This window comes from Paenibacillus sp. ov031 (assembly GCF_900143165.1).
Classification (GTDB): domain Bacteria; phylum Bacillota; class Bacilli; order Paenibacillales; family Paenibacillaceae; genus Paenibacillus; species Paenibacillus marchantiae.
Window position 1 is genome coordinate 54,057 of the sequence record NZ_FRDO01000005.1, and the last position, 22,995, is coordinate 77,051.

A 22,995-nucleotide genomic window follows, 5' to 3' on the forward strand; every position below is an offset into this window, starting at 1 on the left:
CCTCGTAATTCAAGGATAGAGAAAACTAGTTAAAAAAAAGCAGGGCAATTCTAAAGTTTTTCTTAAATTCAGCCTTTTACTTCATTCTAATGCAGGCAATCGCACTTCAAATACGGTCCGTACGATATCACTTTGGGCCGAAATGGACCCATCATGCTGCTCCACAATATTTTTGGCGATAAACAGGCCCAGACCTGTTCCACCTTCCTGAGGTGTCCGCGCACGATCTCCGGTATAGTACATATCAAAAATATGAGGCAGATCATCCGGATGAATATGTCCCCCATAGTTCATGATCTGAATGATAACCTGTCCTGCATCACGGTGTCCGTTGATATCCACATAAAGACCATCTGTACCGTGTCGCGCTGCATTAATCAACAGGTTCTCAAACACGCGTGCAAGCACCTCACCATCGCCAGAAATGGTTAACTCGGAATCGATATGCAGTCGGGTGACCAGGCGGTTCTTTTCAAAAACAGGGTAGAGCTCTTCGTTCATCTGCCTTAGCAGTTCACTAAGATCAAGCCTCTTTTTCTCAATCGGCAACATGCCATAGTTCATTCGTGTAATCTCGAACAAATCATCGATCAGTTTCTCAAGACGTTGAGACTTGGTAAAAGCAATCGCTGTAAAGTGCCTGACCTGCTCCTCCGTCAGCTGATCATCCTTCATCAACAGATCCAGATAACCCAATACTGATGTTAAAGGGGTACGCAAATCATGCGCCAAGTTTACAACCAGCTGGTCCCTGCTGCTCTCCGCAAAATCTCCCCGTTCTACCGCCTCCCTCAGTTTAAGACTCGCCAGATTGATATCCTCTGCAATCGCGCCCAACTCGTCCTTCGTCGAAATTTGCACACGGTGCTGGAAATCACCACTCGCGAGTTGCCGGATACCTGTGGAAATATTTTTGAAGTAGGTAACATACGGCTTGGTAAACCAGAAGAAAAACAGGATCGCAAGCGGTATGAACAAGATGAGGAAAAAGTAAATATCCCCTATACTTCTCATAAAATGACGATATTCTGCTAACTGATCCTCCGCACGCACACCAGTGTAATAGTATTGCATCACTTTATATACCCCAAAGGTAATCGCGCCAGATGCCAGCATGCTTAAACCAAGCAACAGAATCATGGTCGTTCGAAAACTTCTGCGTTTATTCATTGAACGTGTACCCCACACCCCATATCGTTTTGATAAACTTGTTCTTGTCCACATCTTCGCCCAGCTTTTTGCGCAGGGTCCGAATATGAACCATCACGGTATTGCCGCTCTCATAATAAGCCTCTCCCCACACTTGTTCAAAGATGCTTTCCGCACTGAACACCTGTTTGGGATGACTTGCGAGCAGATACAGGATGTCAAACTCCTTCGGTGTTAACTCTACTGGCTTGCCGTATAGGGTAACGCTATGTTGATCTGGCGAGATAATGAGCCCGCCTTTCTCCAGAATGGAGCGCTGGACCGGTACAGACTGGCTAAATTGAAGGGAACGGCGCAGTTGGGAATTGACCCGGGCGACCAGTTCCATCGGGTTAAATGGTTTTGTCATGTAATCGTCCGCGCCCATCACGAGCCCGGTGATTTTATCCATATCCGAGGTTTTGGCACTCAGAAAAATGATAGGCAGGTGATACTGCTCCCGAATTTTGCGGGTCACCTCATATCCGTCCATACCCGGCATCATAATATCCAAAATGGCCAAATCTATTGCTTGTGTCTGAACGGCTTGAACCGCCGCTTTCCCATCGAATGCCTTGATGATGTGATATCCTTCTTTTTGCAAGTGCAATGCAACCAGATCAGCGATCTCAACTTCATCATCTGCGATCAAAATCGTAATACGCTTCATTGCTTATTCCACTCCTATATGTGATGCTCAACAATATAACATATCTGAATCCAACTTATAAATGATTGAAGGGAATCCAATATATGAAACTGGACCGTTTATTAGCCATTGTTGTGCTGTTAATCAATCGTGGCCGGGTGCAGGCCAAGGATCTGGCGGATACGTTTGAAGTATCCATCCGCACCATCTACAGGGATATAGACACCCTGGGTCAGGCGGGTATTCCTGTCGTCACCTATCAGGGTGCAAGCGGTGGTATTGGCCTGGCAGAGGGCTATCGTCTTGACCGAAATGTACTGACCGACAAGGATCTGGCCTCCATTGTCACTGCGCTGCGCAGTGTCTCCACCTCCCATACGAATGTAGCACGGGATCTGTTGATGGAGAAACTCAGCAGCATCGTACCTGAAGCCAAAAATGAGGACTTCCAGGCCAATACCAGCCGCTTCATTGTGGATTATTCGATGTGGACGCATCCCGAAGAGCTGCAAATCAAACTTCAGCTTATTGAACAGGGCATGGACCAACTACGGCCCATTACATTTACCTATTGTAGTGCAGAAGGTACTCAAACTCATAGAACGACCGACCCGCATACTCTTGTGCTCAAAAAGCATTCCTGGTACCTCTATGCGTTCTGTCACGAACGAAACGATTTCCGCATGTTCAAGCTGGTCCGCATGCGAGATGTCGTCCTTGCCCAAGGAAGCTTCGAACGCAAGCCGATCAACCTGCAGGACAGGCCCTGGCAGCAAGAGTGGGCAACTCCGGATAATAAAGTGGCCCTGAGCCTGAGATTCCATGCTCGTATCCGTCACATCGCAGAGGAATGGTTTGGCATAGAGAACGTCGTTTCGGATGGTGAGGGGTATTATATCAGCCAAGTCGCATTCCCGGAGGACAACTGGTTGTATGGGTTCATTCTTGGATTTGGCGCGGATGTTGAAGTGCTGGAGCCTCTACATATTCGGGAAGAGATTCATAGAATTGCTGAACAAATTGTGCAAAATTATAAAGCTCCGCCCCTAACCTGACAGACAGGTGTCCAGTTCCTCCCGTTATACTTCTACTATATTCAAGCTGTACATAACGAGGAGGAATTGCTGATGAACGTCACAGTATGCCAGAGCTGCGGAATGCCACTTACTACCCCTGCTCAATTCGGAACAGAAACGGATGGTACTACAACCCGCGAATACTGTATCTATTGTTATAAAGAAGGCCAGTTCGAGCAGCCCGATATTACGCTGGAGGGCATGATTGAAATGTGCACCGCCATCTTGAATCAGGAAGGTATGGACGAGGAATCAGCAAGGGCAATGCTGCGCAACCAACTTCCTTTTTTGAAAAGATGGAATGCATCCGGCTCAGAACGGAACGTGGCATTTGGGGCAGAACATTCGGATGAGTCCGTTGAATTTAATCAAGGAACTCACGACAATCGGCTTTCCACAGAGCCCATTCGGTATGTCACGCTGCCAGGGAAGCGCCTTGCAGGTGTGTCCGCCAGAACAACCAATGCCATTGAGATGAGTGGCAAAGGCTGTATTCAGGGACTCTGGAACAGCTACTTCGCCTCAGATCATCAGCCTGCCCCTGAAGCCGCCCGCTTTGGCTGTTACGCTGATTATACAGATGGTATAAATGGAGAATACACCATATTGGTGGGTCATGAGGTGGGTCCGGATGAAGCGTTGCCTGAGGGAGTGAGTTCCGTTGAGCTGCCACCTGCAACATATGCGGTGTTCACCTCTAGAAAGGGCCCGATGGCCGAGGTCGTAGGTGAGGCCTGGGGTGCGGTGTGGGCCTGGAACAATCAGGGGGAACGCACGTTTACCGGGGACTTCGAATTATATGATGAACGAAGTCTGGATCCTGAGAATGTACAAGTAGATCTATATATCGCTGTTCGGCAGGAAAAATAAGAAAAAAGTGATTATGATCATTTCTTAATTCCAATTGCACCGTTTCGATCTATATCTTGCCAATCGAATACCGCTCGCGGGGTTTACGCAAAATGATGTGAGGCTGTCAGGTTTTCCTGGCGGCTTTTTAGCGTTCCCCCATTGTCTATCCATCAAAAAATGCTCTAATATGCACCCGACAACCGACCATGGTACCAAGTTAGCTAGCTTGCGTCGTACCTATACAACCAGACAATATGTCTTAATTTCGACACAATTGGCATTCCCAAAACTGGGTCTATTCACTTAACGACCGCTTCTATCCTCCCATACAAAACCTCACATATGCGGTCCTTTCCTCCTGAATTTACTTAAAAACGTTTACATCTCCTGAATACGGGGTAAAATCACTACAATCCAATTGGAATTACACCTTAAGTTGCCTATTTCGTCTAACAAGTCACATATACCTATTTGCGTAACAGAGACGATAACCCGTCGGAATACATAACCTATTAATAATCACATATGCATATTCGAAAATGCATTAAAGGAGGAACCAAGATGATCCGCATGCCTATTCAGCAAATGATCCCGTACCACCACCAATACCCGCGCAACACGGCGACCACTGCTCCCAAAAAGGAGAATGAGAACACTCAAGGTCTATCCTTTCATGAAATTTTGCAACAAAAAATGGCTAAAAAGAATGCTGCGCCTTCTATGCGATAAATGAATGACGAGCGAATTGAGAATCGCTTACGTGGTTTGCACCGTTCCTCTGCGAAGTTGTGGATGAACGGTTATTCGCGTTTTCATGATAATTGTTGTTATCTCCGTATTTTAAATATGTACAGTCTATTGTCACATACCTATAATGGGTTAAATATCTACGGAACTTATATGAGAGATAATCCATTTCAGGGGGCAAGTATGATGATGACCATTGGCTGTTTTCACGCTCACTATTCCAATATTGCACTAATTGAAGAAACTCTCGCTCCTTATGAGGTTGAACTTGTACATTATGTCGATCCGGGTCTGGATCGCCTCAAACATGATGCGGATTTCACCGAGGCAGTTACACATGAGAAAGTATCACAGACGCTGCAATGGATCGTACATTGTCATGCAGATGCCATCCTCGTCACCTGTACTCTGTTTGCGGCCGTACTTGAGCAGGAGGCACAGCATGTTCCCGTGCCCGTGATTGGAATTGATGATCCATTACTTCAGGAAATACAGCAGAATCCTGGCGAGTATATCCTAGCGTTTACCAACCCCGCAACGATTGAAGGAACGATGGCGCGGGTGAATCTGGCTTTGCAGCAAGATGATAAGGATGAGCAGCGAAACGGGATCGAAGCAGTATTGATCCCGGGCACATTCGAGTTAATTATGCGAGGCGATAAGGAAAGTTATCTTGCAGCAGTGAGCACCGGATTACAGCAACTTGCTGAGCAGTATCCAGATAGCACTGTCGTAGCCGCTCAACTGTCGATGGCTCCCGCAGCAGCACGGGTCACATCAGATACAGGCATGGCGATCTATAGCCCGCTGGCATCGCTAGCGGCTTATTTGGAGAAGAAGTTGAGCTTGAAGCGGTGTTAGACTTTGAATCCGAGACGTAAGCCATTCAAACCATCTACATCTACAATTGACGGGAGGAATAAGCGTGCGTTTTCTTTATGTTGTTATATTATTTGTAGTTGGATTTGGGTGTTCGGCATTTTTACATGGAAGTAATCTCAAACTCAGTGATGCACTGTTATTTGTTATTGCGGGGATTTTATATAAAATGTGGAACAAGAAAAATCAAGAAACTCATACTGATGAGAACTGATTGTTCAGATGATTGTACACATACAAGAAATTAGAAAAAAGCTGTTCCTCTCCTCAATCACGGAGAAGAACAGCTTTTCACCATGTCAGGCCGCCCAGATTGCGCTGTAACGACGCTTAAGAGCGTGTCCGGTATTCCTCAGCCTTTTCCAACATACCCGCGGCCACAGCCTCATTCTCGGACAAGCCGTTGTCTGCCGCAAAAGCACGAATATCCTGCGTAATACGCATGCTACAGAACTTAGGGCCGCACATGGAGCAGAAATGGGCTTCCTTAGCCCCTTCTGCCGGCAACGTCTCATCATGGTAGGACAGCGCACGTTCCGGGTCCAGTGACAGGTTGAACTGATCCCTCCAGCGGAACTCAAACCGTGCCTTGGACAGCGCATCGTCCCGCCGCTGGGCACGTGGGTGACCTTTCGCCAGATCAGCGGCATGAGCAGCGATCTTGTAGGCGATAACGCCTTCCCGCACATCATCCTTATTGGGCAGGCCCAGATGTTCTTTTGGCGTAACATAACAGAGCATCGACGTGCCAAACCAGCCGATCATCGCCGCCCCAATCGCCGAGGTAATATGGTCATATCCTGGGGCGATATCGGTCGTCAGCGGCCCCAGCGTATAGAACGGCGCCTCCTTGCAAATCTCCATTTGCAGATCGACATTCTCCTTGATCTTGTGCATCGGCACATGTCCCGGACCTTCAATCATCACCTGCACATCATGCTTCCAGGCGATTTGTGTTAGTTCACCAAGCGTAGCCAGTTCCGCCATCTGGGCTTCATCATTAGCATCGTAGATGCTTCCTGGACGCAGTCCGTCTCCGAGTGAGAACGCCACGTCATACCTTTTCATAATCTCGCAGATTTCTTCAAAATGGGTATACAAAAAATTCTCCTGATGATGCGCAAGGCACCATGCTGCCATGATGGACCCGCCCCGGGACACAATGCCCGTCATACGTTTGGCGGTCAGCGGAATATATCGCAGCAGCACACCTGCATGGATCGTAAAATAGTCCACACCCTGCTCTGCCTGTTCTATGAGCGTGTCACGATACAACTCCCATGTCAGTGCTTCTGCTTCGCCATTGACCTTCTCCAGCGCCTGATAGAGCGGTACTGTTCCAATCGGTACAGGTGAATTGCGGATGATCCATTCGCGGGTCGTATGAATGTCCTTGCCTGTGGAAAGATCCATCACCGTATCCGATCCCCAGCGTACGGCCCAAGTCATCTTCTCCACCTCCTCCTCGATGGAGGAGGATACCGCAGAGTTTCCGATGTTCGCATTGATCTTCACATGAAAATGACGCCCGATCAGCATCGGCTCACTCTCTGGGTGATTAATATTCGACGGCAGGATGGCCCTTCCACTCGCTAGCTCCTGCCGCACAAACTCTGGCTCCACACCCTCACGAATAGCGGCGAACTCCATCTCCGGCGTGATCATTCCCTGCCGTGCATAATGCATCTGAGTCACACTGCGCCCTGCCTGTCCACGTAATGGTTTAGCACGCAAGCCTGGATACTTCTCGGCTCCAGTTCGCTTCCCTCCTGGTTTCAATCCGTTATCCTCCGGTTTGACCGTTCTTCCCTGGTAGGCTTCAACATCTTCACGCTCCGTAATCCAGCGGGTGCGCAGCGCTGGCAGCCCTGCCCGGATATCGGCATGAAATCCAGGATCGGTCATTGGTCCGCTCGTATCGTAAACACGCAGCGGTTCGTTATGCTCCACTCCTTGGGGAGTATTGGTGTCATGAAGGGCAATTTCGCGCTCCGGTACAGCAATGTCCGGTCGTGAGCCATGAATGTATACTTTGCGGCTGCCCGGGAAGGGCTGAACCCGTCCTGTCGTACCTTTTTCCTCTGCCAACTGCAGATTCTGCTTGTCCTGTCCCATCATTCGGTTTCCTGTGCTCATCGCTCTTGTCTCCTCCTCATTAGTGATTGCCTGGATTGAAATGCTTGCTCACGGGTCCAAATCATCCACAACATAGAAAAAGGAAGAGCGACCATACCACACAAAATAGGGACATACACTTCAATTAATACAGACAGTCGAAGCAAAAGGTTTACACCCAATGCTCGCCAATGGCACCCAGCCCTTTATCCAAAAGCAGATCTGACACCAGCTTCCGCCTGTTTACTGTATAAAAAAAGCCGGTTCCCAAGGGAACCGGCTTATGTCCATCACCAATAACATACCTTATAGAGACTCCATAACGGAGTCCATCCATAGGTCACATTATACGGTGTTCGTGGTCGTATCGCCGATTACTTCCCTACGCTGGTATGATCCAGATCAGGTGCAAAGGGTCCAGAATCTCATGCGATTCCGTCTCAGTCCGGACAATTCGGACTCCCCCAGTAACGTTAACAAGTTGCAGCATTTAAGCCGCAAATTCATATTCAATTGCTGACCCTGTTGGGCCGTCCATTACAGAGTAGCGCAACCGAATCATAAAAACAACCTTTATATTCCAGAACATAAAATCAGGATAACATAAGTCCCATCTGTGTAGCAGCTTCCTTCAGTACAGGTGCATATTCATGCAACGTCTCCTGCGAAAGGCGACTAACAGGCCCGGATACCGACAGAGCAGCAGCGATGTTGCCTTTCCGATCCATGATGGGTACAGATACTGCCGCGGCTCCTGGTTCACGCTCCTCATAACTTGTTGCGTAGCCATATTCCAGAATGTCTTTCATCTGGGCCAAATATACTTTGGGATCGATAAATACCGGCCATTCCGGTCCATTCATCAGATCTTCGCGGTCCTCTTCGGTGGCAAAAGCCATTAACACTTTACTGGATGCTCCCACAGATAACGGAAGTCTGACGCCCACCGGAGCTACACGACGAATCGCCTGATCACTCTGTACGGCTTGAATTCGAATCCGCTCACTGCCATCACGCAGATATAAACTCACGGTTTCGCCCAGTCGATCTCTCAGCCGCTCCATCGCAGGAAGGAGCAAAATGGCAGGATCATCGCTGCGAGACATATGGGCAGACAGTTCCCAGATACGTATGCCGAGTCGATACTTCTCGGTTGCTGCATCCCGGATCACAAACCCCTTGTCCTCCAAAGTAGCCATCAGACGATGGACTGTACTTTTGTGCAGACCGATCTGGCTCGCAATTTCCGTGAGCCCCAGATCACTGCGGGTTGTAAAACACAATAATATATCCAGCGCCCGTTCTACAGCCCGGACGGTTAACTTTCGGTCTTCCATGGCAAGTTGCCCTCCTCATGTTTCATCACATGAAACTTGGTTACATAAATTATATGAGAAACGGTCTCATCTGTAAACCAAAAAGCGCCATTTGGAATAGGGATATTTGTAAATATTTTCTTTTTATAAATTAGAATCCCCTGCAATTTGCACCCTAAGGAAATGTTACCCATATATCTTCAAAACTATATAACAATTGCGTAACAAATGGCCTCAATCAATTGACTTTGACTATATTGGAACATACGATAAAGATATATTAAATTAAGATTTTGCTTCATATGTAGTCAGAAAAATCATTTATCCGCTCTGTTCGTCTCGTTGTTATCTTCATTTGATTTTTAAAGGAGGGGCAATCATGTATCCGACATCCCAGAGCGAAGCCCCGCTGCAAACGAAAGTGTCAGATCTGCCTTCTTCGTTATCACCGAGGCTGATCCGGTTCAAACATATTGTCGTGGCGTTGTTGCTCTCCGTTGTATTTTTTCTGCTCTTTTGTTTCATTGCACTACACGGTTATATTGCTTGGGTATTATCCAATCCAACTGTAGCGCCTGTATTCTCCAATCCCATGCAGGCGAAGAACATGAAGTATCAAGACATCACGTTCCCGGCAGCAGACGGCAGTCGAACGATGCAGGGTTGGTATATTCCGGCTGATGATAATGCAAACAAAACCATCATATTCAGCCATGGATATGGTGCGAATCGTGAAGAGACCTGGGTACCAATGTATGATCTGGCCCATTATGCTCACCAACTTGGCTTCAATGTGGTGATGTTCGATTACGGTTTCGCTTCACAGGTGAACAAAGCTGTTGCCACAGGCGGCAAAGCCGAGTCCCAGCAGCTGCTTGGTGCTATCCAGTTTGCGAAGCAGCGCGGAGCTCAGGAGCTTGTCGTATGGGGTTTCTCCATGGGTGCAGGTACAGCCCTGCAGACTGGGCTTATTACCAAAGATGTGGATGCTATGATTCTGGACAGCACGTTCCTGCTTGAGCCGGATACGCTGTATCACAACATCCATAATCAGATTGATCTTCCGCGGCAGCCTACGCTGGAGATTATGAACCTGCTGTTCCCGATTCTGAACGGGACCGGATTGCAGCAAATTCCGTATCAAGAAGTGAAAAAAGAAGATTATCCTTTCCCGATTTTCTTCATCCATGGTACCGAGGATGAGAAAGCTCCTTACCCGATTGCAGAGCTGCTTGCCGGCAACCAAACCAATCCGAATTCCGATGAATGGATTGTGGACGGTGCGCATCATGAGCTGATCTTCCGGGAGCATCCGAAGGAATATCTGCGCCGTGTCTCCACATTCCTGAGTCATGTGACCAAGACGAGCAGCGATGATGTGGAAAATACGAATAACGGAGAATCGTGAAAATCCGGTAATTCAAGAGCCCCTAGGGGCTCTTTTTTTTGTGTATACATAGGACAACATGCCTGAAGAATATACTTTTGGGATGTAATTAAAGGCAGCTCTACCTTGTACAATACAAAATTGAGCGAACCGGGGAAGCAATTCGTTTCTGCTACTGGATCTGAATTCAAATTCATCTGAACGGAGGTATACCGCTTATGAATTGGTATGGATATGGGCATCTGCTGCCTCTGCGGGTACTCGAAGAAGTCCGTTTCTGGAAAGAGCAAGAGAAGGAACATACGATTGTCATTCGTGCCTTGGTTCCTGATCTTGAACCCTCATATGTCAAATGGCTTGCGGAATGGGAAGCGATTTTTGAGAATAGCGAACGAGTCGCGAATCAGCTGTTGAAGCAAATACTGCCGGGAACCCAACCGCCTGCTCCTTACATCATCCGCTGTATTGAACAGCTCGTGGCTGCGGCCTGCACACAATCGCGTGAGTTCATTAGACAGCTGTACGTCCTGCTGGAGCAAAGTACTGCTGTTCAGCAGGTGCCGATTGCCAAAGTGGTTATTCTGCATTTCATACGTGAATCGGAGTATTTCCTGGGGGTACTTGAAACGTTGAAACAATCTGGAGCTTTGCGAGATTTGGTGTCTGATCCATCTTTTTCACTGGACCATATTCTTCAAACCTCAGAACAACCGGCTGATCCCAACGTACAAGTTGCTTCAACGCCCGTATCTGAACAAGCCTATCGTGAAGCTGTAGAAGAATCGTCCAATGCTGCGGGAAAAATCAATAACTCCACTCCAGCGGTACAGGCACAATCTTCAGCGGCTATCCAGTCTCCCAATGCAAACGCAGAGGGCACAACCAACTCTTCAGCAGCGCCAGTCAAAGAGAAACCTGTCCCTATTGGTGGACACACACTGCCACCCCTACCCTATGCCTACAATGCGCTGGAACCACATATCGACGAGATGACGATGCGCATCCATCATGACAAGCATCATCAATCCTACGTGGATGGGCTGAACACCGCGGAGAAAAAGCTGGCGGAATCGCGCAAAAAGAATAATTTTGAACTCGTTAAACATTGGGAACGCGAACTCGCATTTAATGGTGCAGGCCATTACCTGCATACGATATTCTGGACAATTATGAACCCTAAAGGTGGAGGTAAGCCTTCCGGTATGCTCGCAGAGCAGATCAAGCGGGATTTTGGCAGCTATGAAGCGTTCAAGAATCAATTCACTGAAGCGGCCAACAAAGTGGAAGGCAGTGGCTGGTCCATGCTGGTCTGGAGCCCGCGGGCGCACAGATTGGAGATTTTACAGGCGGAGAAACATCAGAACCTGTCCCAGTCCGACATCGTGCCTCTCCTGCCACTTGATGTATGGGAACACGCCTACTATCTGAAACACCAGAATGAACGCAAAAAATATATCGAGGACTGGTGGAAGGTTGTGTACTGGCCAGCTGTGGCGGAACGTTACGAAACTGCGCGCAAGCTGTTATGGCCACCTTATTAGGATTCTCGGGCTAAGCATAGCATCGGGGAGTACTCTGAAGCACATTAAATCCATGGTGCTAAATGTTGATTAAAAAAGAGATATCTCCAGCCGAATGACTGAAAGATATCTCTTTGAGTTTGAATACAACTAGTTACTTGCGGATAGAAGCTGCCTCAATCGCTTCATAAGCCCAATGTGTGACAGGTACATCCGACCACTGTCCTGCCGCATTCGTTTCAGCTTGAAGACCGATCAGCTTATTCAGCATTGTAACAGCTTCAGCGCGGGTTATCGGACGACTTGGACGGAACGTGCCATCCTTGTATCCGGTAACTACTCCCGCCGAACTTAATTGTTCTACTGCTTGTTGCGCCCAATGCTCGTTCACATCGGTAAATGCTTTCGGCGCAGTAGTCATCTGAGCAGATGTTAATAACGGCTGTAACACGACAGCCATTTCCGCGCGAGTAATCGCTTGATCCGGCTTGAAGCTGCCATCTGTATAGCCTTGAACATAACCGGATTGAGCTGCTGCTGAGATAGCCGCATCTGCCCAGTGACTGGATGTAACATCTGTAAATTCATGACTTCCCTCAAGAGTCGATGTTCCCAGAATACGCGTGATTAATGTTGCCATTTCCGCACGAGTTACATTACGCTCTGGCCGGAAACTGCCATCCGTGTACCCCTGAATATAAGGGTGTGCTTTCAATGTGTTGTCTGTCCAGTCTTTGACCTTAACAACGGAGAATGTACTGAATTTGTTGACTTCAATCTCGACGCCTTGCTGATGATCACCGTTTAGGGTAACCCGTTTGCCGTGTACAAGCTCCTTCGTTCCATCACTATGCTCAATATATACACCTAGCTCCTCAGACTTCACACTTGCAACCTGATTAGCATCTAAAGGCAATATGAGCGTAACAGGTCTGCTCTGTAGATTCGTTTCGATCGTCATTGGACGTCCAATGATCTGGATATCCGTTGTGCCTACGAATTGGATGATCGACTCATTCGCCTGTGCTCTCGTTTGGATCTCTGAACGTTGGGATTCCTTCTTCACCGGTACAAGACGGAAATAAATATCATCTGTGCGTCCGTTCAAGGAACTCGCCGGAATGATAATCTTCACATTAGGATTGGAAATAACCAGATTCACTCCTTGCTCAGCCAGCATTGCTGACGATTGTGGAGAAAGCTTCAGATCCCACTGCGATACTTCATCTTTTGCGTCTGGAATCAAGACAACCGCTGTACGGGAGCCTGTCTGTTTCAACTGGTCGATAATGGTTTGCGTTTTGCTCTGATCAAGAAAAAGTTCATCCTTAACCGTACCATCTGTTCCTCGAGTACGATTAATCTCCAAGGAAGCGATCGTTGAAGCTTGATCCCCATTCGCTACATCCACTTTGATTACTTCTTTCTGTGGAGCTTGTGGAGTTGTTGGCGTTACAGGAGTTGGAGTAATAACTCCCCCACCTCCCCCATTACCTGGCGTTTCTGGATTGGATGGAGTTATGTTAATCTTCACTGAATTAGATATTCCATATTCGGATACGCCATCTTCATATACAGCTCTAACCGCGAAAATATATTTTTCGCCTTCTCTAAGATTAGTAATTTCCCAACTACTATTCAAAATGTTAGAAGTAACAAGTACCCATTGTGAAGGGTCTACTGGTGCTGATGAACCTTTGTACATATAGACCGAAGCTAATCCGTTGATTGGATCCCAGGTTAACGTAACCTTTTTCTCACCTTTTGTTGCCACTACATGCTGTGGCACAGGAAAGTTCGGGTCTGGATCTGGATTAGATCCACCACCATTATTATTTTCCTCTTGCGGGATCACAACGTTAGATGCAACATAATCTGAATTTTCTTCATCGGAAGTATACGATCTAACTGCAAATACATAAGATTCACCATTCGTCAGCCCACCAATATGTCCATCGATGTAACTGTCCGTCACATTTGTCCACAGATCCGGATCCTTAGGTGCCTCCGTACCTTGGTACATATACACGCGATATTCTAATTCTGGTTCTTCAGTCCATTCAATGGCAGCCTGACCATCACCCGGTGTAGCCACTACGTTTTGTGGAAAAGGCGTTGAGTTTGCAGGAGTTTCATATCCCCGTTCTCCCATGTTCCAGAGCTGACCATTCGTATCTTCTACCGCCAGGAACACTCGGTACGAGGTGCTCTCTTCCAGTCCTGTGAACAAGAACGATCTTTCTTCATTAGCTTCTAGATCAACATAAGATAGATTAGCCAAGGCATGTAATTTAGTATCTTCATCCGACTGTCCCGCATTTTCTTCATCATACGTTCGATTGTCAAAATAAAATCTACCAGCTTCATTAAGCTTCACTATAACTTTAGATGTGGACTGAGTAATTGTTCCGTTTGTAGGATATGGATACAAATAATCTATTGTCCGATCAGGCAGTGGTGGAGTCGGTGCAGTCATAAGCTTGGATGAACGTAATATCGGATACCCATCGTTGATCCTGTTACGAGTTGTCCAAACTCCATCGAAATCCCATCCACTGAAATTAGATTGTTGTTTCATCTGTTCGGTAGTAAGACCCGTTGCATGATTAAAACCATTCTGCTGGTTCGTACTACTCTTGGCTAAATCATAGTAGTTATTAGTAAAGATAACTTGATTCTCTGGATCATTCAGATTACCAATGACTGACCCTATTGTCTGATCATCAACAGGTGATGATGAATTATCAGACATAACGTTTACAGATGCCGCCACATAATTATTAAGTACATTTATTTGAGAGGTGTTACTCGAGCGACGTACTTTATTCACTTCACCAATCAGTCCGCCAATGGCTTCAGCAGAAAAATCATTATTCCCTGCAGCATCAGATCTGACTGAACCAATCACATAGTTATCCGCAATAGTATGGCTAGACTCATAATTAAGCTGGCCAATCAAGCCGCCTACCTGGTAGTTACCCGTCACCTGTCCTGAAGCGTAGCTTTGTTGAATGAAGTTATCATTCGACTCTCCGATCAGTCCACCTATAGCCTCATAACCACTCACTATACCCTCAGCAGCATTTGCAATGATTGTACTCTTGTTACTTTCTCCAACAAGTCCCCCGAGTGAGTCGCGATCCTCACCTAAGGCGATCACTGCGACATTAGTACTATTATTTAGATATTCACTTTTGTCCGATAAACCTGAAATACCGCCAACTTTCATATTCCCTTGTATATTTCCACTGATTTGGACCCCTTCAATATGCGACTCTATGCTCCGTCCGGCAAGTCCGCCTACGATTACATTCCCTTTTATAGAAACATCGTTTAGTTTAAGATTTTTAACCTCAGCACCTTGTAAAACTGAGAACAGCCCCACATACTTCTGATTCTCATCCATCGTTTTCAAACCGGAGATCGAGTAACCATTCCCATCGAACCTGCCTGTAAAAGGCATAAGCTCATCTTCTATCATGTCAGCAATTGGAGTCCAAGATCCTCTGTTCAAAAACGTGCTCATGGCTGCTTCAGAAATATCATTCTTCAGCTTGTAATTACCGTTTAAGTCTTCTCTTACGCAATAGAGCTCTTCAGGCGTACTAATGAGCTTCCATTCAACATCATCAGAATCCGTTTCCGTTATTTCATAGCAACTCTTGGCCTGAACGACGCCTTGTTGAAACACAACTGGCAGCATACCGAAGACCATAAGGAACGATAATATCACGACCCCTATTCGTCTCAGGAGCCTGGCGCGCTTCTGGTGATCCTTTTTTCGCATGTTCGAATCTTCCCTTCTCTTTCTGTTGTAGGAAGATTATAACTATCAGCTCTGAACGGATTCTGAACATTTATCGTCATTTTTCGTGAAAATATGCCTTTTCTCGCATTTTCGCAAAACCACTTTCAAATAAGCATGTTTCTTCCCGTGCAATTTGTTGTTCAGCGGGGCGCGCCTGAATCGAATAATCCAAATGCAGATACAAAAAAAGCAAGCCTCTATACTAGAGACTTGCTTATCATTTGAGAACCACTGTGCAGAGCGTTTACCTTAAGACGCGCAGCCTTCACAGGCAACATAGTTGTCGCCAACCTGTTTGCTAATTGCGATCAGATCGCCCAGCTTGATATCTTCTTCACCTGTAAATTCAAGATCAGCGATACGTGCAACGATCAGGGCAGCTGCTTCTTCCTTGCTTGTAGCCATTTGGCTGAATTCAGACTTTTCGCCTGTAGAAATGACCTCATATAAGTACGTATATCTTAAAGTTTCCATGTAGACACTCTCCTTCCGAAATCACATCATATCATCTCTATTACCCAATTCCAAGTCCAAGCTTCTGAACCTAATCGTAACGTAGTTTCATCTGCTCAGCCGTCCGTCTAACGGCTTCCCGATCCACGGTCAACACACGGCTCGTCTCCGCCAGGGGAAAACGCTGACGCAGTGTACGTACCAGCGAAGCTGTATACGCCGCAGCAGAAGGGACACCTGCCAGTTCCTGCAAACTCGCCATCGTTCCGGGCCGAACATCCGGATAGCCTTCGCTGGCACCGTCTGCTGCATCCTGATAGAACTTACGCACGTCTGCTGCCAATTGGTCCCCTTGTCCTTCCACGATGATAAAGGCCGTAATGATATAAGCCTTGGCCTGTCTACGCTGGGCAATACCACAGAATTTCAGTCCACCCACGCTGACATCATAATCTCCAGGACAGAAGGCGCCTTCGATCTCCCCCGTACGTGCCTGACTCGACCACGGTGTTAGCGATTCAGCAATCAGTGAGGCCATCTCCCGAAAATCATCGTGTATATTGATGGCTCGTCCAGGGTTGGGCAAAATTAAAGAAACGTTAACCACCCCTGGATTCAAGGGAACTGCTGCACCACCGGATGGACGAACGCAGACCGCTGTTTCCTGGCTTCTAATGCGTTCCATCGCTTCTACCGCCTGTGGTAGCCTCCGATCCCGCAGCCCTGCTACAAAGGCATCTGGATGCCGCCATATATGAGCAACGGGCAACTGACCCTCTCCCACCCGGCGGCACATGACTTCTTCCCAAGCAAATGCTTCAAGCACACTGCTCCCGTGCCGCAGCAGCGGTGTCTCCCAAATCTGTAGACGCAATGAATGATCCAGCTGCATCTGCTGCTTTATTCCCGGCGATCCGGGTTGATCTGAATTGGACGGTACACTCATATAAGATAGCCTCCGACTAAACTAATCTGGATGAATTGAAATAATTACGTGATCCTTATGTATCCCCATGAATGCAAAAGTAATATATAAATAAGCCGGTTCCCCAGGGAACACGGCTTATTTATGAAAGCTTCCATTGGCACAAGCATCTATACTGCCATTTCAGATCCAGCAAATTGCCGAATGGAAACAACATGATGGTGCCAAAGGATTCAATGCTTCTGGCTTGTCCATCGAGTGGAATGAGCCGATCTTAATCTTTCATCAGCGACAGGAACTCGGCACGCTGTGCCGGATTGTCACGGAAAGAACCACGTACAGCAGATGTAACCGTCTTACTGCCCGGCTTCTTCACGCCGCGGGAACACATGCACAAGTGCTCGCCTTCCACGACAACCATGACACCGTTCGGCTCTACCGCTTCAGTCAGAATATCGGCAATCTGTGAGGTAATGCGCTCTTGAACCTGCAGGCGGCGGGTAACTGCCTCCACCAGACGGGCCATTTTGCTTAATCCCACAATCTTGCCACTCGGTACATATCCAATGTGCACCTTGCCGAAGAAAGGCGCCATATGGTGTTCACATTGGCTGTAATAGACAATGTCCTTCACAATGACCAGTTCTTCATGATTCTCGTCAAACGTCACTCCAAGTACATCGCGCGGGTCCACTTCATACCCGCCAAAAATCTCTTCATACATCCGGGTTACGCGTGCAGGCGTTTCAAGCAGCCCTTCCCGCGTACTATCCTCACCGATCAATTGCAAGATCTGCTCAATGTGATACTCGATCTTCTCCCGATTGTCGGATACTTTTGAATTCAAATAATCTTTAACGCCAGCCACTGCCGAACGCCTCCTTTCGAACCACATGCTGTAAGTAGCCATTCACTCCAGCATTAAGCAAAATGCTCGCTCACAGCTATTATTTTCGGCGGCCCGAGTTTTTACGCGCAGGATGTTGTTGCGGCTGAGGCATCTTAGTGCCAGGCTGCTGGTTCTTCATCATCTGCTGGGCGCGCTGCATCTGCTTGCCATTCAGGTTATAACCCATTTGCTTCGCCATCTTCTGGAGCATGTCGGGATCGCTTTGCATTTTCTCAAGCTGCTTCCGCAAGTAGTATACCCCAATGAAAAATCCTCCGACCAGACCAACAATCAATGTAATAATCGGTATTGCTATTTCCATCTCTTAGACACCTCTGTATGCAATCTAAAAAGCCTGATGATCCGTGTCAGCACATGATGTTATACGCTCACAATGCAAACATGACACGCACCGGATTTCCTGAAAGTTATCATAGCATTTCCGCACGCCTTGAGCAAACGGATTTTCCAGCTATCTGCTGAATTTAACATCCAGAAAACAGATCGAAAACATTCAATAAATCTTTCAGGAACATCCGTATAAGTTACATCAGTACCGCCTCTATGAAAACGGTTGTTTGCTGAGCCAGATCCACTTCAATCACATCCAGATCATAACGTGTACTGCCACGTGCCACCCGAATGACCGGCCTACCGGGCAAACCCCGGTGCTGACGCACAATGACTCCGGTCTCTCTGGTAGACAATCGAACTGCTGTTCCATTCGGATAAACGGATACACTCCGGTTGAATTCTATCAAAATGTCACGATCCAGCTTCGTGCCAGACATCGCCATCATCTCTTCACAGGCTTCATGCGGCAGCAACCTTCGACCCGAAAGGCCATTGATCAGATTATCATACGTGTTAGCTGCACTGACGATTCTGGCGAACAGATGAATGTCTTTTCCCTTGATACCTCTCGGCTGTCCCGTTCCATCCACATGCTCATGATGCTGCAGAGCTGTATGTGCCACAAGCAGATTGAACTCCCGTTTGGACTTGATCAACTCGAACCCTCTCCACGTGTGATGCAGGGAGGAATTCGCTGCTGAACCGCTGCCGGGTGGCTCCCCCACTTTACCGATGTCATGCAATAGAGCTCCGACGGCTAGATCCTTGAGCTGCACATAGTTAAGCCCCAGATTCAGACCAATGACAGAAGACAGCAAACATACATTCATGGCGTGAACATACTGTGCGTTATCTTTGGTCCGAATATCTGTGAGCTGGACAAGCAGTTCACGCCCATTCAGAACATCGTTCAACAATTTATCGATGCTGATGGCGACCTTCTTCGGGCTCCAGTCCTTCCCGGAACGGATAGATTCAAGAGTTACACTCATTTCATTAATAACTGCTTTTTTCGTGGCTTCATCCAGAATGTCTTCTGTATCCACATCTTTATAAGCTTCATCCTGGATGTATAGCATGGTCACGCCAATACGCTTCAGCGTATTAACCATAAATACGGTGAGTTGGACTCCGGCAGACAGCAATACTGTACCGTTACCGGAATATACTGTTTTGCCCAGAAACTCTCCCGCTTCCACGCTCTCCACGTTAACATACTTCATGAACGTCCCCCGCTCTTACGATTGCTGCTCCAATGTGAGCAATTGCTCTTTGGTTTGCAGCCCACCTACATAACCCACCAGGGTTCCGTCTTTACCGCTGATGCGGTGACAGGGAATAATAATCGGAATCGGATTTTTACTAATGGCATCCAGAACTGCTCGAACAGCTTTGGGCCTACCGATGATTTCCGCAACCTGTTGGTGTGTTGAGGCCTCTCCATAAGATATATCGGACAGGACTTGCCATACTTGTAGCTGGAATGGTGTTCCAAACAAATCGAGCTTCAGTTCAAACGCTTTTCGTTCTCCTGCAAAATACTGCTTCAACTGCTGTGCAGCTTCACTCAGCTTCTCTTCATTTTTCTCATATCGATATTCGCCAATCCATGTACGGGCCCATTGTTGCAGATGTGCCTCGCGCACATGGAATGCACCGAAATCAATGTGACACAGGCCCTTATCCGTGGCACAGAGCGTTAGTGTACCGATCGGTGTCAGTACCTCGTCGTAATATACCGGCGTACCATGCAGGCCTGTTACGGCTGATGGTTTCCATGCTTCAGCTTCCGTTTTGGCAGGCTCTGTCGTCTGCCCGTTCTGTTCGGGTGTCTTATTCTGTTCCTTCTGATCCTCAGGCTTATCGTTGCTCTTTGGCTCTGCCTGAGGCTTATCGGGTAAGGTCTCGGACGAACTCAGTCGTTCCTTGGCCTTCTGCAGCATGCTTAGCACGTTCCCATCTTGTTCGTTAGCGGCAGCTTCCCCAATGGCTCTCATTGCGTCTTCTCCTCCAATTCTGCTCAGCGCCCAAGCTGCAGTTCCCCGCAGCTCGGGACGCGGATCACGCTTCAGTACCTCCGTTAGTTTCGGTACAGCGGTTTTGTCTTTGAAATTGCCCAGGGCAATTACGGCGTTGCGCTGGATTGGCTTCTTGCCCCGCCAAGCGGCGGAACTTTGGCCAAAGCGCTCTTTGAATTCACGGTTACCGATGTCAAGCAGCGGTATCAGCAAAGGTTTTACAATCTCCGGATCGGGATGAAACTCGGGATGGTGGTCCCAGTTTTTACCCCGATTCTTCGGACAGACAATCTGACAGGTATCACAACCGTACAGACGGTTGCCAATTTTCAGCATAAACTCTTCATCCACGAAGCCTTTCGTCTGGGTCACAAACGAAATGCAGCGCTGTGCGTTCAGTTGTCCCGGTCCCACCAATGCTCCTGTTGGACAGGCATCAATACACTTCGTACATTCACCACAATCCTCGGTTACCGGGTTATCTGGCTGAAACGGAATATTCGTGACCAGTTCGCCGAGAAAGATCCATGAACCGAATTTGGGCGATATAATGGCACAGTTCTTGGCACTGAATCCTATCCCCGCACGTTGGGAAACAGCACGGTCCACCAACGCCCCCGTATCTACCATACTTTCAATCATGGCTTCAGGTACGCGTTCACGTATAAAGTTAACCAGCTTGTCCATCGCTGCACGCAGGACTTGGTGATAATCCTGCCCCCAGGCGGAACGAGCCAGAATACCGCGGTATGCACCCGGCTCGGACTTCGGCGGATTGACCATCTTCGATGGATAAGCAACAGCAATAGCAATGAGCGAAGCAGGCTCTCCATCTTTTAGTTCGGGACGCACCCTTTTCTCAATATCAGGCTCCTCAAATCCGGACTCGAATCCTTTCACCCGATGTTGCTCCAGAATGGATTTCAAGGTCACGAATGGTTCTGCCGAAGCGAATCCTATATCATCAATACCCATCTCGGGAGCAGCTGCCTTAATCTCTTGTTTTAACTTCTCCCATACAGCTGCTGCCTTTGCTGCTCCGGTCTGTACACTCGTCATATCTATTCCCTCTCTTCTTCCACGCTAATTCCGTAAATAGTGAACGCCCGCCTCAGGTGGGAGGACAGGCGCTGATTTCGATATACAAGTCGGACATACCGGAGCTAGAAAGAAACCGAGTCTATATCGTTTAACGCAAAATGTAGCGTGAAGTTGTTGTCCTTGTCCTGCTAACATTTTACAGTTTTTTAATTTCCGAGAACGGCCAAAAAATAAACTCCGCCCTGCCTACAATTTCACTGGATGTAATGCTGCCAAACACACGGCTATCCTTGCTCTTGCCTTCATGACGGTTATCTCCCATCACAAAGTAATGATCCGCTTCCAGCGTAATCGGTCCAAAATCAGGGTCCTGAACCTCAGTATCCGTGTACGTTTCCGCTTGCTGCTCCCCATTCACGAACAGATGATGATCCCGTACTTCAACCGTATCACCGGGAAGTCCGACAATCCGTTTGACCAGAAAATCTTTTTTCTCCACACCTTCGCTTGGATCACGAAGTACAATAACATCCGATCGGGACGGTGTCCCAAAATCGTATACAATTTTATTCACAAACAAACGGTCCCGCTCAACCAGCGTGGGCTGCATCGATTGACCTTTGACCATCGAAAGATTGAATACAAACAGGTTCAACAGCATCATGATTACAAAAGCAATCACTATCGTTTTCACCCAGTCCCAAAGCTCTGCACCCCAGGATTTCCCCGGTTGATCAGGCACTCCCGGACCATTTCGTTCCTTGGAAGCCACATGCTCCGTTGAAAGATTATTGGAGTTCAAAGAGACACCTCGTTTATCAATTTTATAAAGAAAAACATCGATCGACGTACTTTCAAGGCAGACAGATCGCATATAATGAACGTTTTTCTTAAAAATATCAGGAAGCTGGCGTTCCACGTTTATATGTTCTGATATTACCAAAATCGAGTGATCATAATCCTTTTAATTCTACTTCATTTGCAAGGGTGAAACAATTGGTTATGAGCACCAACACAACTTGAAGGGTGAATTACAACGGGATTAAAACAGTTAAACCAGGGATTAAGTTAAATGGAATGGCGTTCAGAAGTGGCGAAAAAAGGGGAATAATCGGTGAATAGCACCCATATAAATAGAAAGGCATATCCCTCACGTTGTTACACGCTGAAAGATACGCCTAATATAAAATGAAAATCTGTTTATATTTCTTTTTAACCATGCAAACTAAGCTTTGGACAAGATACTAAGTTTCTGGAAAGCGCTCATAATCTGATTGGCACCGTAACCCATTGCTTCATAAAGAGGCATGGCCACTTTGTTGTGCTCATCACCCGCCACCCATATTTGACTGACTTTACGCTGCTGGAACCTTTGTTCCATGGCCTCGACAAGTTTTTTGCCGACTCCGCGGCGACGATAGTCTGGATGGACCGCAATACGATAGATGCATCCCTGGTTGTGGTCAATCGTACCGATCAAAGCGCCGACGAGGTCTCCCTCTTCTTCCGCAACCATGATCAGGTCAGAATCCCATGACAATTGACGGGCAAACGGGCCCATCGTGTTCTCATAACACTCTTCCGATAGTGCAACCTGGAGAAGCTCTGTCATCTGGCTTGCATCACTCAACTGAAAGGAACGAACGTGCATGTCTTAAATCTCCCTTTTCGTTAGCTTAGATGAGGTTTTACAAAAAGGGGCTCCCCTTTTTACCAAAAACCCAATGTTCATATAATGACAAAAAACGAGAAAATACCGCTTCTTCGTCAATTAAACC

Annotated in this window: 20 protein-coding genes and 1 riboswitch; of the genes, 7 read left to right on the forward strand and 13 right to left on the reverse strand. The window is 47.3% G+C overall.

Going from position 1 to position 22,995, the window contains the following annotated elements; all coding sequences use genetic code 11:
* Window positions 1-81: 81 nt before the first annotated feature.
* Together BUA17_RS20585 and BUA17_RS20590 are read right to left on the reverse strand one after the other, a co-directional pair.
* The gene (locus tag BUA17_RS20585; protein ID WP_063568045.1) at window positions 82-1,170 is read right to left on the reverse strand and encodes a HAMP domain-containing sensor histidine kinase; all 1,089 of its coding nucleotides are present in this window, start codon (window positions 1,168-1,170) and stop codon (window positions 82-84) included.
* A complete protein-coding gene (locus BUA17_RS20590) occupies window positions 1,163-1,858 on the reverse strand; it encodes a response regulator transcription factor (RefSeq protein ID WP_063568044.1) in 696 nt (231 codons plus the stop codon). The genes BUA17_RS20585 and BUA17_RS20590 overlap by 8 nt, the downstream gene beginning before the upstream one ends.
* Window positions 1,859-1,941: 83 nt before the next feature.
* On the opposite strand from BUA17_RS20590, the gene BUA17_RS20595 reads away from it, so the two are divergent.
* The 5 genes from BUA17_RS20595 (at window position 1,942) to BUA17_RS31300 (ending at window position 5,605) form a co-directional block, all read left to right on the forward strand.
* Window positions 1,942-2,892 (forward strand): helix-turn-helix transcriptional regulator, encoded by a 951-nt coding sequence (locus BUA17_RS20595; protein ID WP_063568043.1) that lies wholly within the window; start codon window positions 1,942-1,944, stop codon window positions 2,890-2,892.
* Window positions 2,893-2,964: 72 nt separating this feature from the next.
* Window positions 2,965-3,783, forward strand: coding sequence for a zinc ribbon domain-containing protein (locus BUA17_RS20600; protein WP_072734846.1), 819 nt, complete (start codon window positions 2,965-2,967; stop codon window positions 3,781-3,783).
* Window positions 3,784-4,326: 543 nt separating this feature from the next.
* Window positions 4,327-4,494 (forward strand): hypothetical protein, encoded by a 168-nt coding sequence (locus tag BUA17_RS31295; protein ID WP_161490662.1) that lies wholly within the window; start codon window positions 4,327-4,329, stop codon window positions 4,492-4,494.
* 201 nt (window positions 4,495-4,695) lie between these two features.
* On the forward strand, window positions 4,696-5,373 hold the full coding sequence (locus tag BUA17_RS20605) for an aspartate/glutamate racemase family protein (protein WP_072734847.1): 678 nt from the start codon (window positions 4,696-4,698) through the stop codon (window positions 5,371-5,373).
* A 64-nt stretch (window positions 5,374-5,437) separates the two neighbouring features.
* Window positions 5,438-5,605: a hypothetical protein gene (locus BUA17_RS31300; RefSeq protein ID WP_170867900.1), complete on the forward strand. Its 168-nt coding sequence runs from the start codon at window positions 5,438-5,440 to the stop codon at window positions 5,603-5,605.
* Between the two features lie 116 nt (window positions 5,606-5,721).
* Here the strand turns inward: BUA17_RS31300 and thiC are convergent, their stop codons facing one another.
* Entirely contained in the window at window positions 5,722-7,509 is a 1,788-nt protein-coding gene (gene thiC / locus BUA17_RS20610) for a phosphomethylpyrimidine synthase ThiC (RefSeq protein WP_072735000.1), read from the reverse strand.
* A 359-nt stretch (window positions 7,510-7,868) separates the two neighbouring features.
* Window positions 7,869-7,982, reverse strand: a riboswitch (TPP riboswitch).
* A gap of 117 nt (window positions 7,983-8,099) precedes the next feature.
* The gene (locus tag BUA17_RS20615; RefSeq protein ID WP_063568040.1) at window positions 8,100-8,843 is read right to left on the reverse strand and encodes an IclR family transcriptional regulator; all 744 of its coding nucleotides are present in this window, start codon (window positions 8,841-8,843) and stop codon (window positions 8,100-8,102) included.
* 358 nt (window positions 8,844-9,201) lie between these two features.
* Here BUA17_RS20615 and BUA17_RS20620 point away from each other — a divergent pair, with 358 nt between their 5' ends.
* Together BUA17_RS20620 and BUA17_RS20625 are read left to right on the forward strand one after the other, a co-directional pair.
* Window positions 9,202-10,230: an alpha/beta hydrolase gene (locus BUA17_RS20620; RefSeq protein WP_063568039.1), complete on the forward strand. Its 1,029-nt coding sequence runs from the start codon at window positions 9,202-9,204 to the stop codon at window positions 10,228-10,230.
* A gap of 197 nt (window positions 10,231-10,427) precedes the next feature.
* Window positions 10,428-11,750 (forward strand): Fe-Mn family superoxide dismutase, encoded by a 1,323-nt coding sequence (locus BUA17_RS20625; protein ID WP_072734848.1) that lies wholly within the window; start codon window positions 10,428-10,430, stop codon window positions 11,748-11,750.
* 133 nt (window positions 11,751-11,883) lie between these two features.
* On the opposite strand, the gene BUA17_RS20630 is transcribed toward BUA17_RS20625, so the two are convergent.
* From BUA17_RS20630 to BUA17_RS20670, 9 genes are all read right to left on the reverse strand, one after another.
* On the reverse strand, window positions 11,884-15,516 hold the full coding sequence (locus BUA17_RS20630) for an S-layer homology domain-containing protein (protein ID WP_083584799.1): 3,633 nt from the start codon (window positions 15,514-15,516) through the stop codon (window positions 11,884-11,886).
* Window positions 15,517-15,786: 270 nt separating this feature from the next.
* Window positions 15,787-16,011 (reverse strand): hypothetical protein, encoded by a 225-nt coding sequence (locus BUA17_RS20635; protein WP_053779639.1) that lies wholly within the window; start codon window positions 16,009-16,011, stop codon window positions 15,787-15,789.
* A 70-nt stretch (window positions 16,012-16,081) separates the two neighbouring features.
* Entirely contained in the window at window positions 16,082-16,936 is an 855-nt protein-coding gene (locus BUA17_RS20640; RefSeq protein WP_083584800.1) for a lipoate--protein ligase family protein, read from the reverse strand.
* A gap of 253 nt (window positions 16,937-17,189) precedes the next feature.
* Window positions 17,190-17,783, reverse strand: coding sequence for a GTP cyclohydrolase I FolE (gene folE / locus BUA17_RS20645; RefSeq protein ID WP_063568443.1), 594 nt, complete (start codon window positions 17,781-17,783; stop codon window positions 17,190-17,192).
* A gap of 79 nt (window positions 17,784-17,862) precedes the next feature.
* Complete coding sequence (locus tag BUA17_RS20650; RefSeq protein WP_072734850.1) at window positions 17,863-18,126, reverse strand: YneF family protein; 264 nt, start codon at window positions 18,124-18,126, stop codon at window positions 17,863-17,865.
* Window positions 18,127-18,349: 223 nt separating this feature from the next.
* Entirely contained in the window at window positions 18,350-19,381 is a 1,032-nt protein-coding gene (locus BUA17_RS20655; RefSeq protein WP_072734851.1) for an HD-GYP domain-containing protein, read from the reverse strand.
* A gap of 15 nt (window positions 19,382-19,396) precedes the next feature.
* Complete coding sequence (gene queG / locus BUA17_RS20660; RefSeq protein ID WP_072734852.1) at window positions 19,397-21,235, reverse strand: tRNA epoxyqueuosine(34) reductase QueG; 1,839 nt, start codon at window positions 21,233-21,235, stop codon at window positions 19,397-19,399.
* A gap of 178 nt (window positions 21,236-21,413) precedes the next feature.
* Window positions 21,414-22,019 (reverse strand): signal peptidase I, encoded by a 606-nt coding sequence (gene lepB / locus BUA17_RS20665; RefSeq protein WP_024632997.1) that lies wholly within the window; start codon window positions 22,017-22,019, stop codon window positions 21,414-21,416.
* A 423-nt stretch (window positions 22,020-22,442) separates the two neighbouring features.
* On the reverse strand, window positions 22,443-22,868 hold the full coding sequence (locus BUA17_RS20670; protein ID WP_024632996.1) for a GNAT family N-acetyltransferase: 426 nt from the start codon (window positions 22,866-22,868) through the stop codon (window positions 22,443-22,445).
* Window positions 22,869-22,995: the final 127 nt, after the last annotated feature.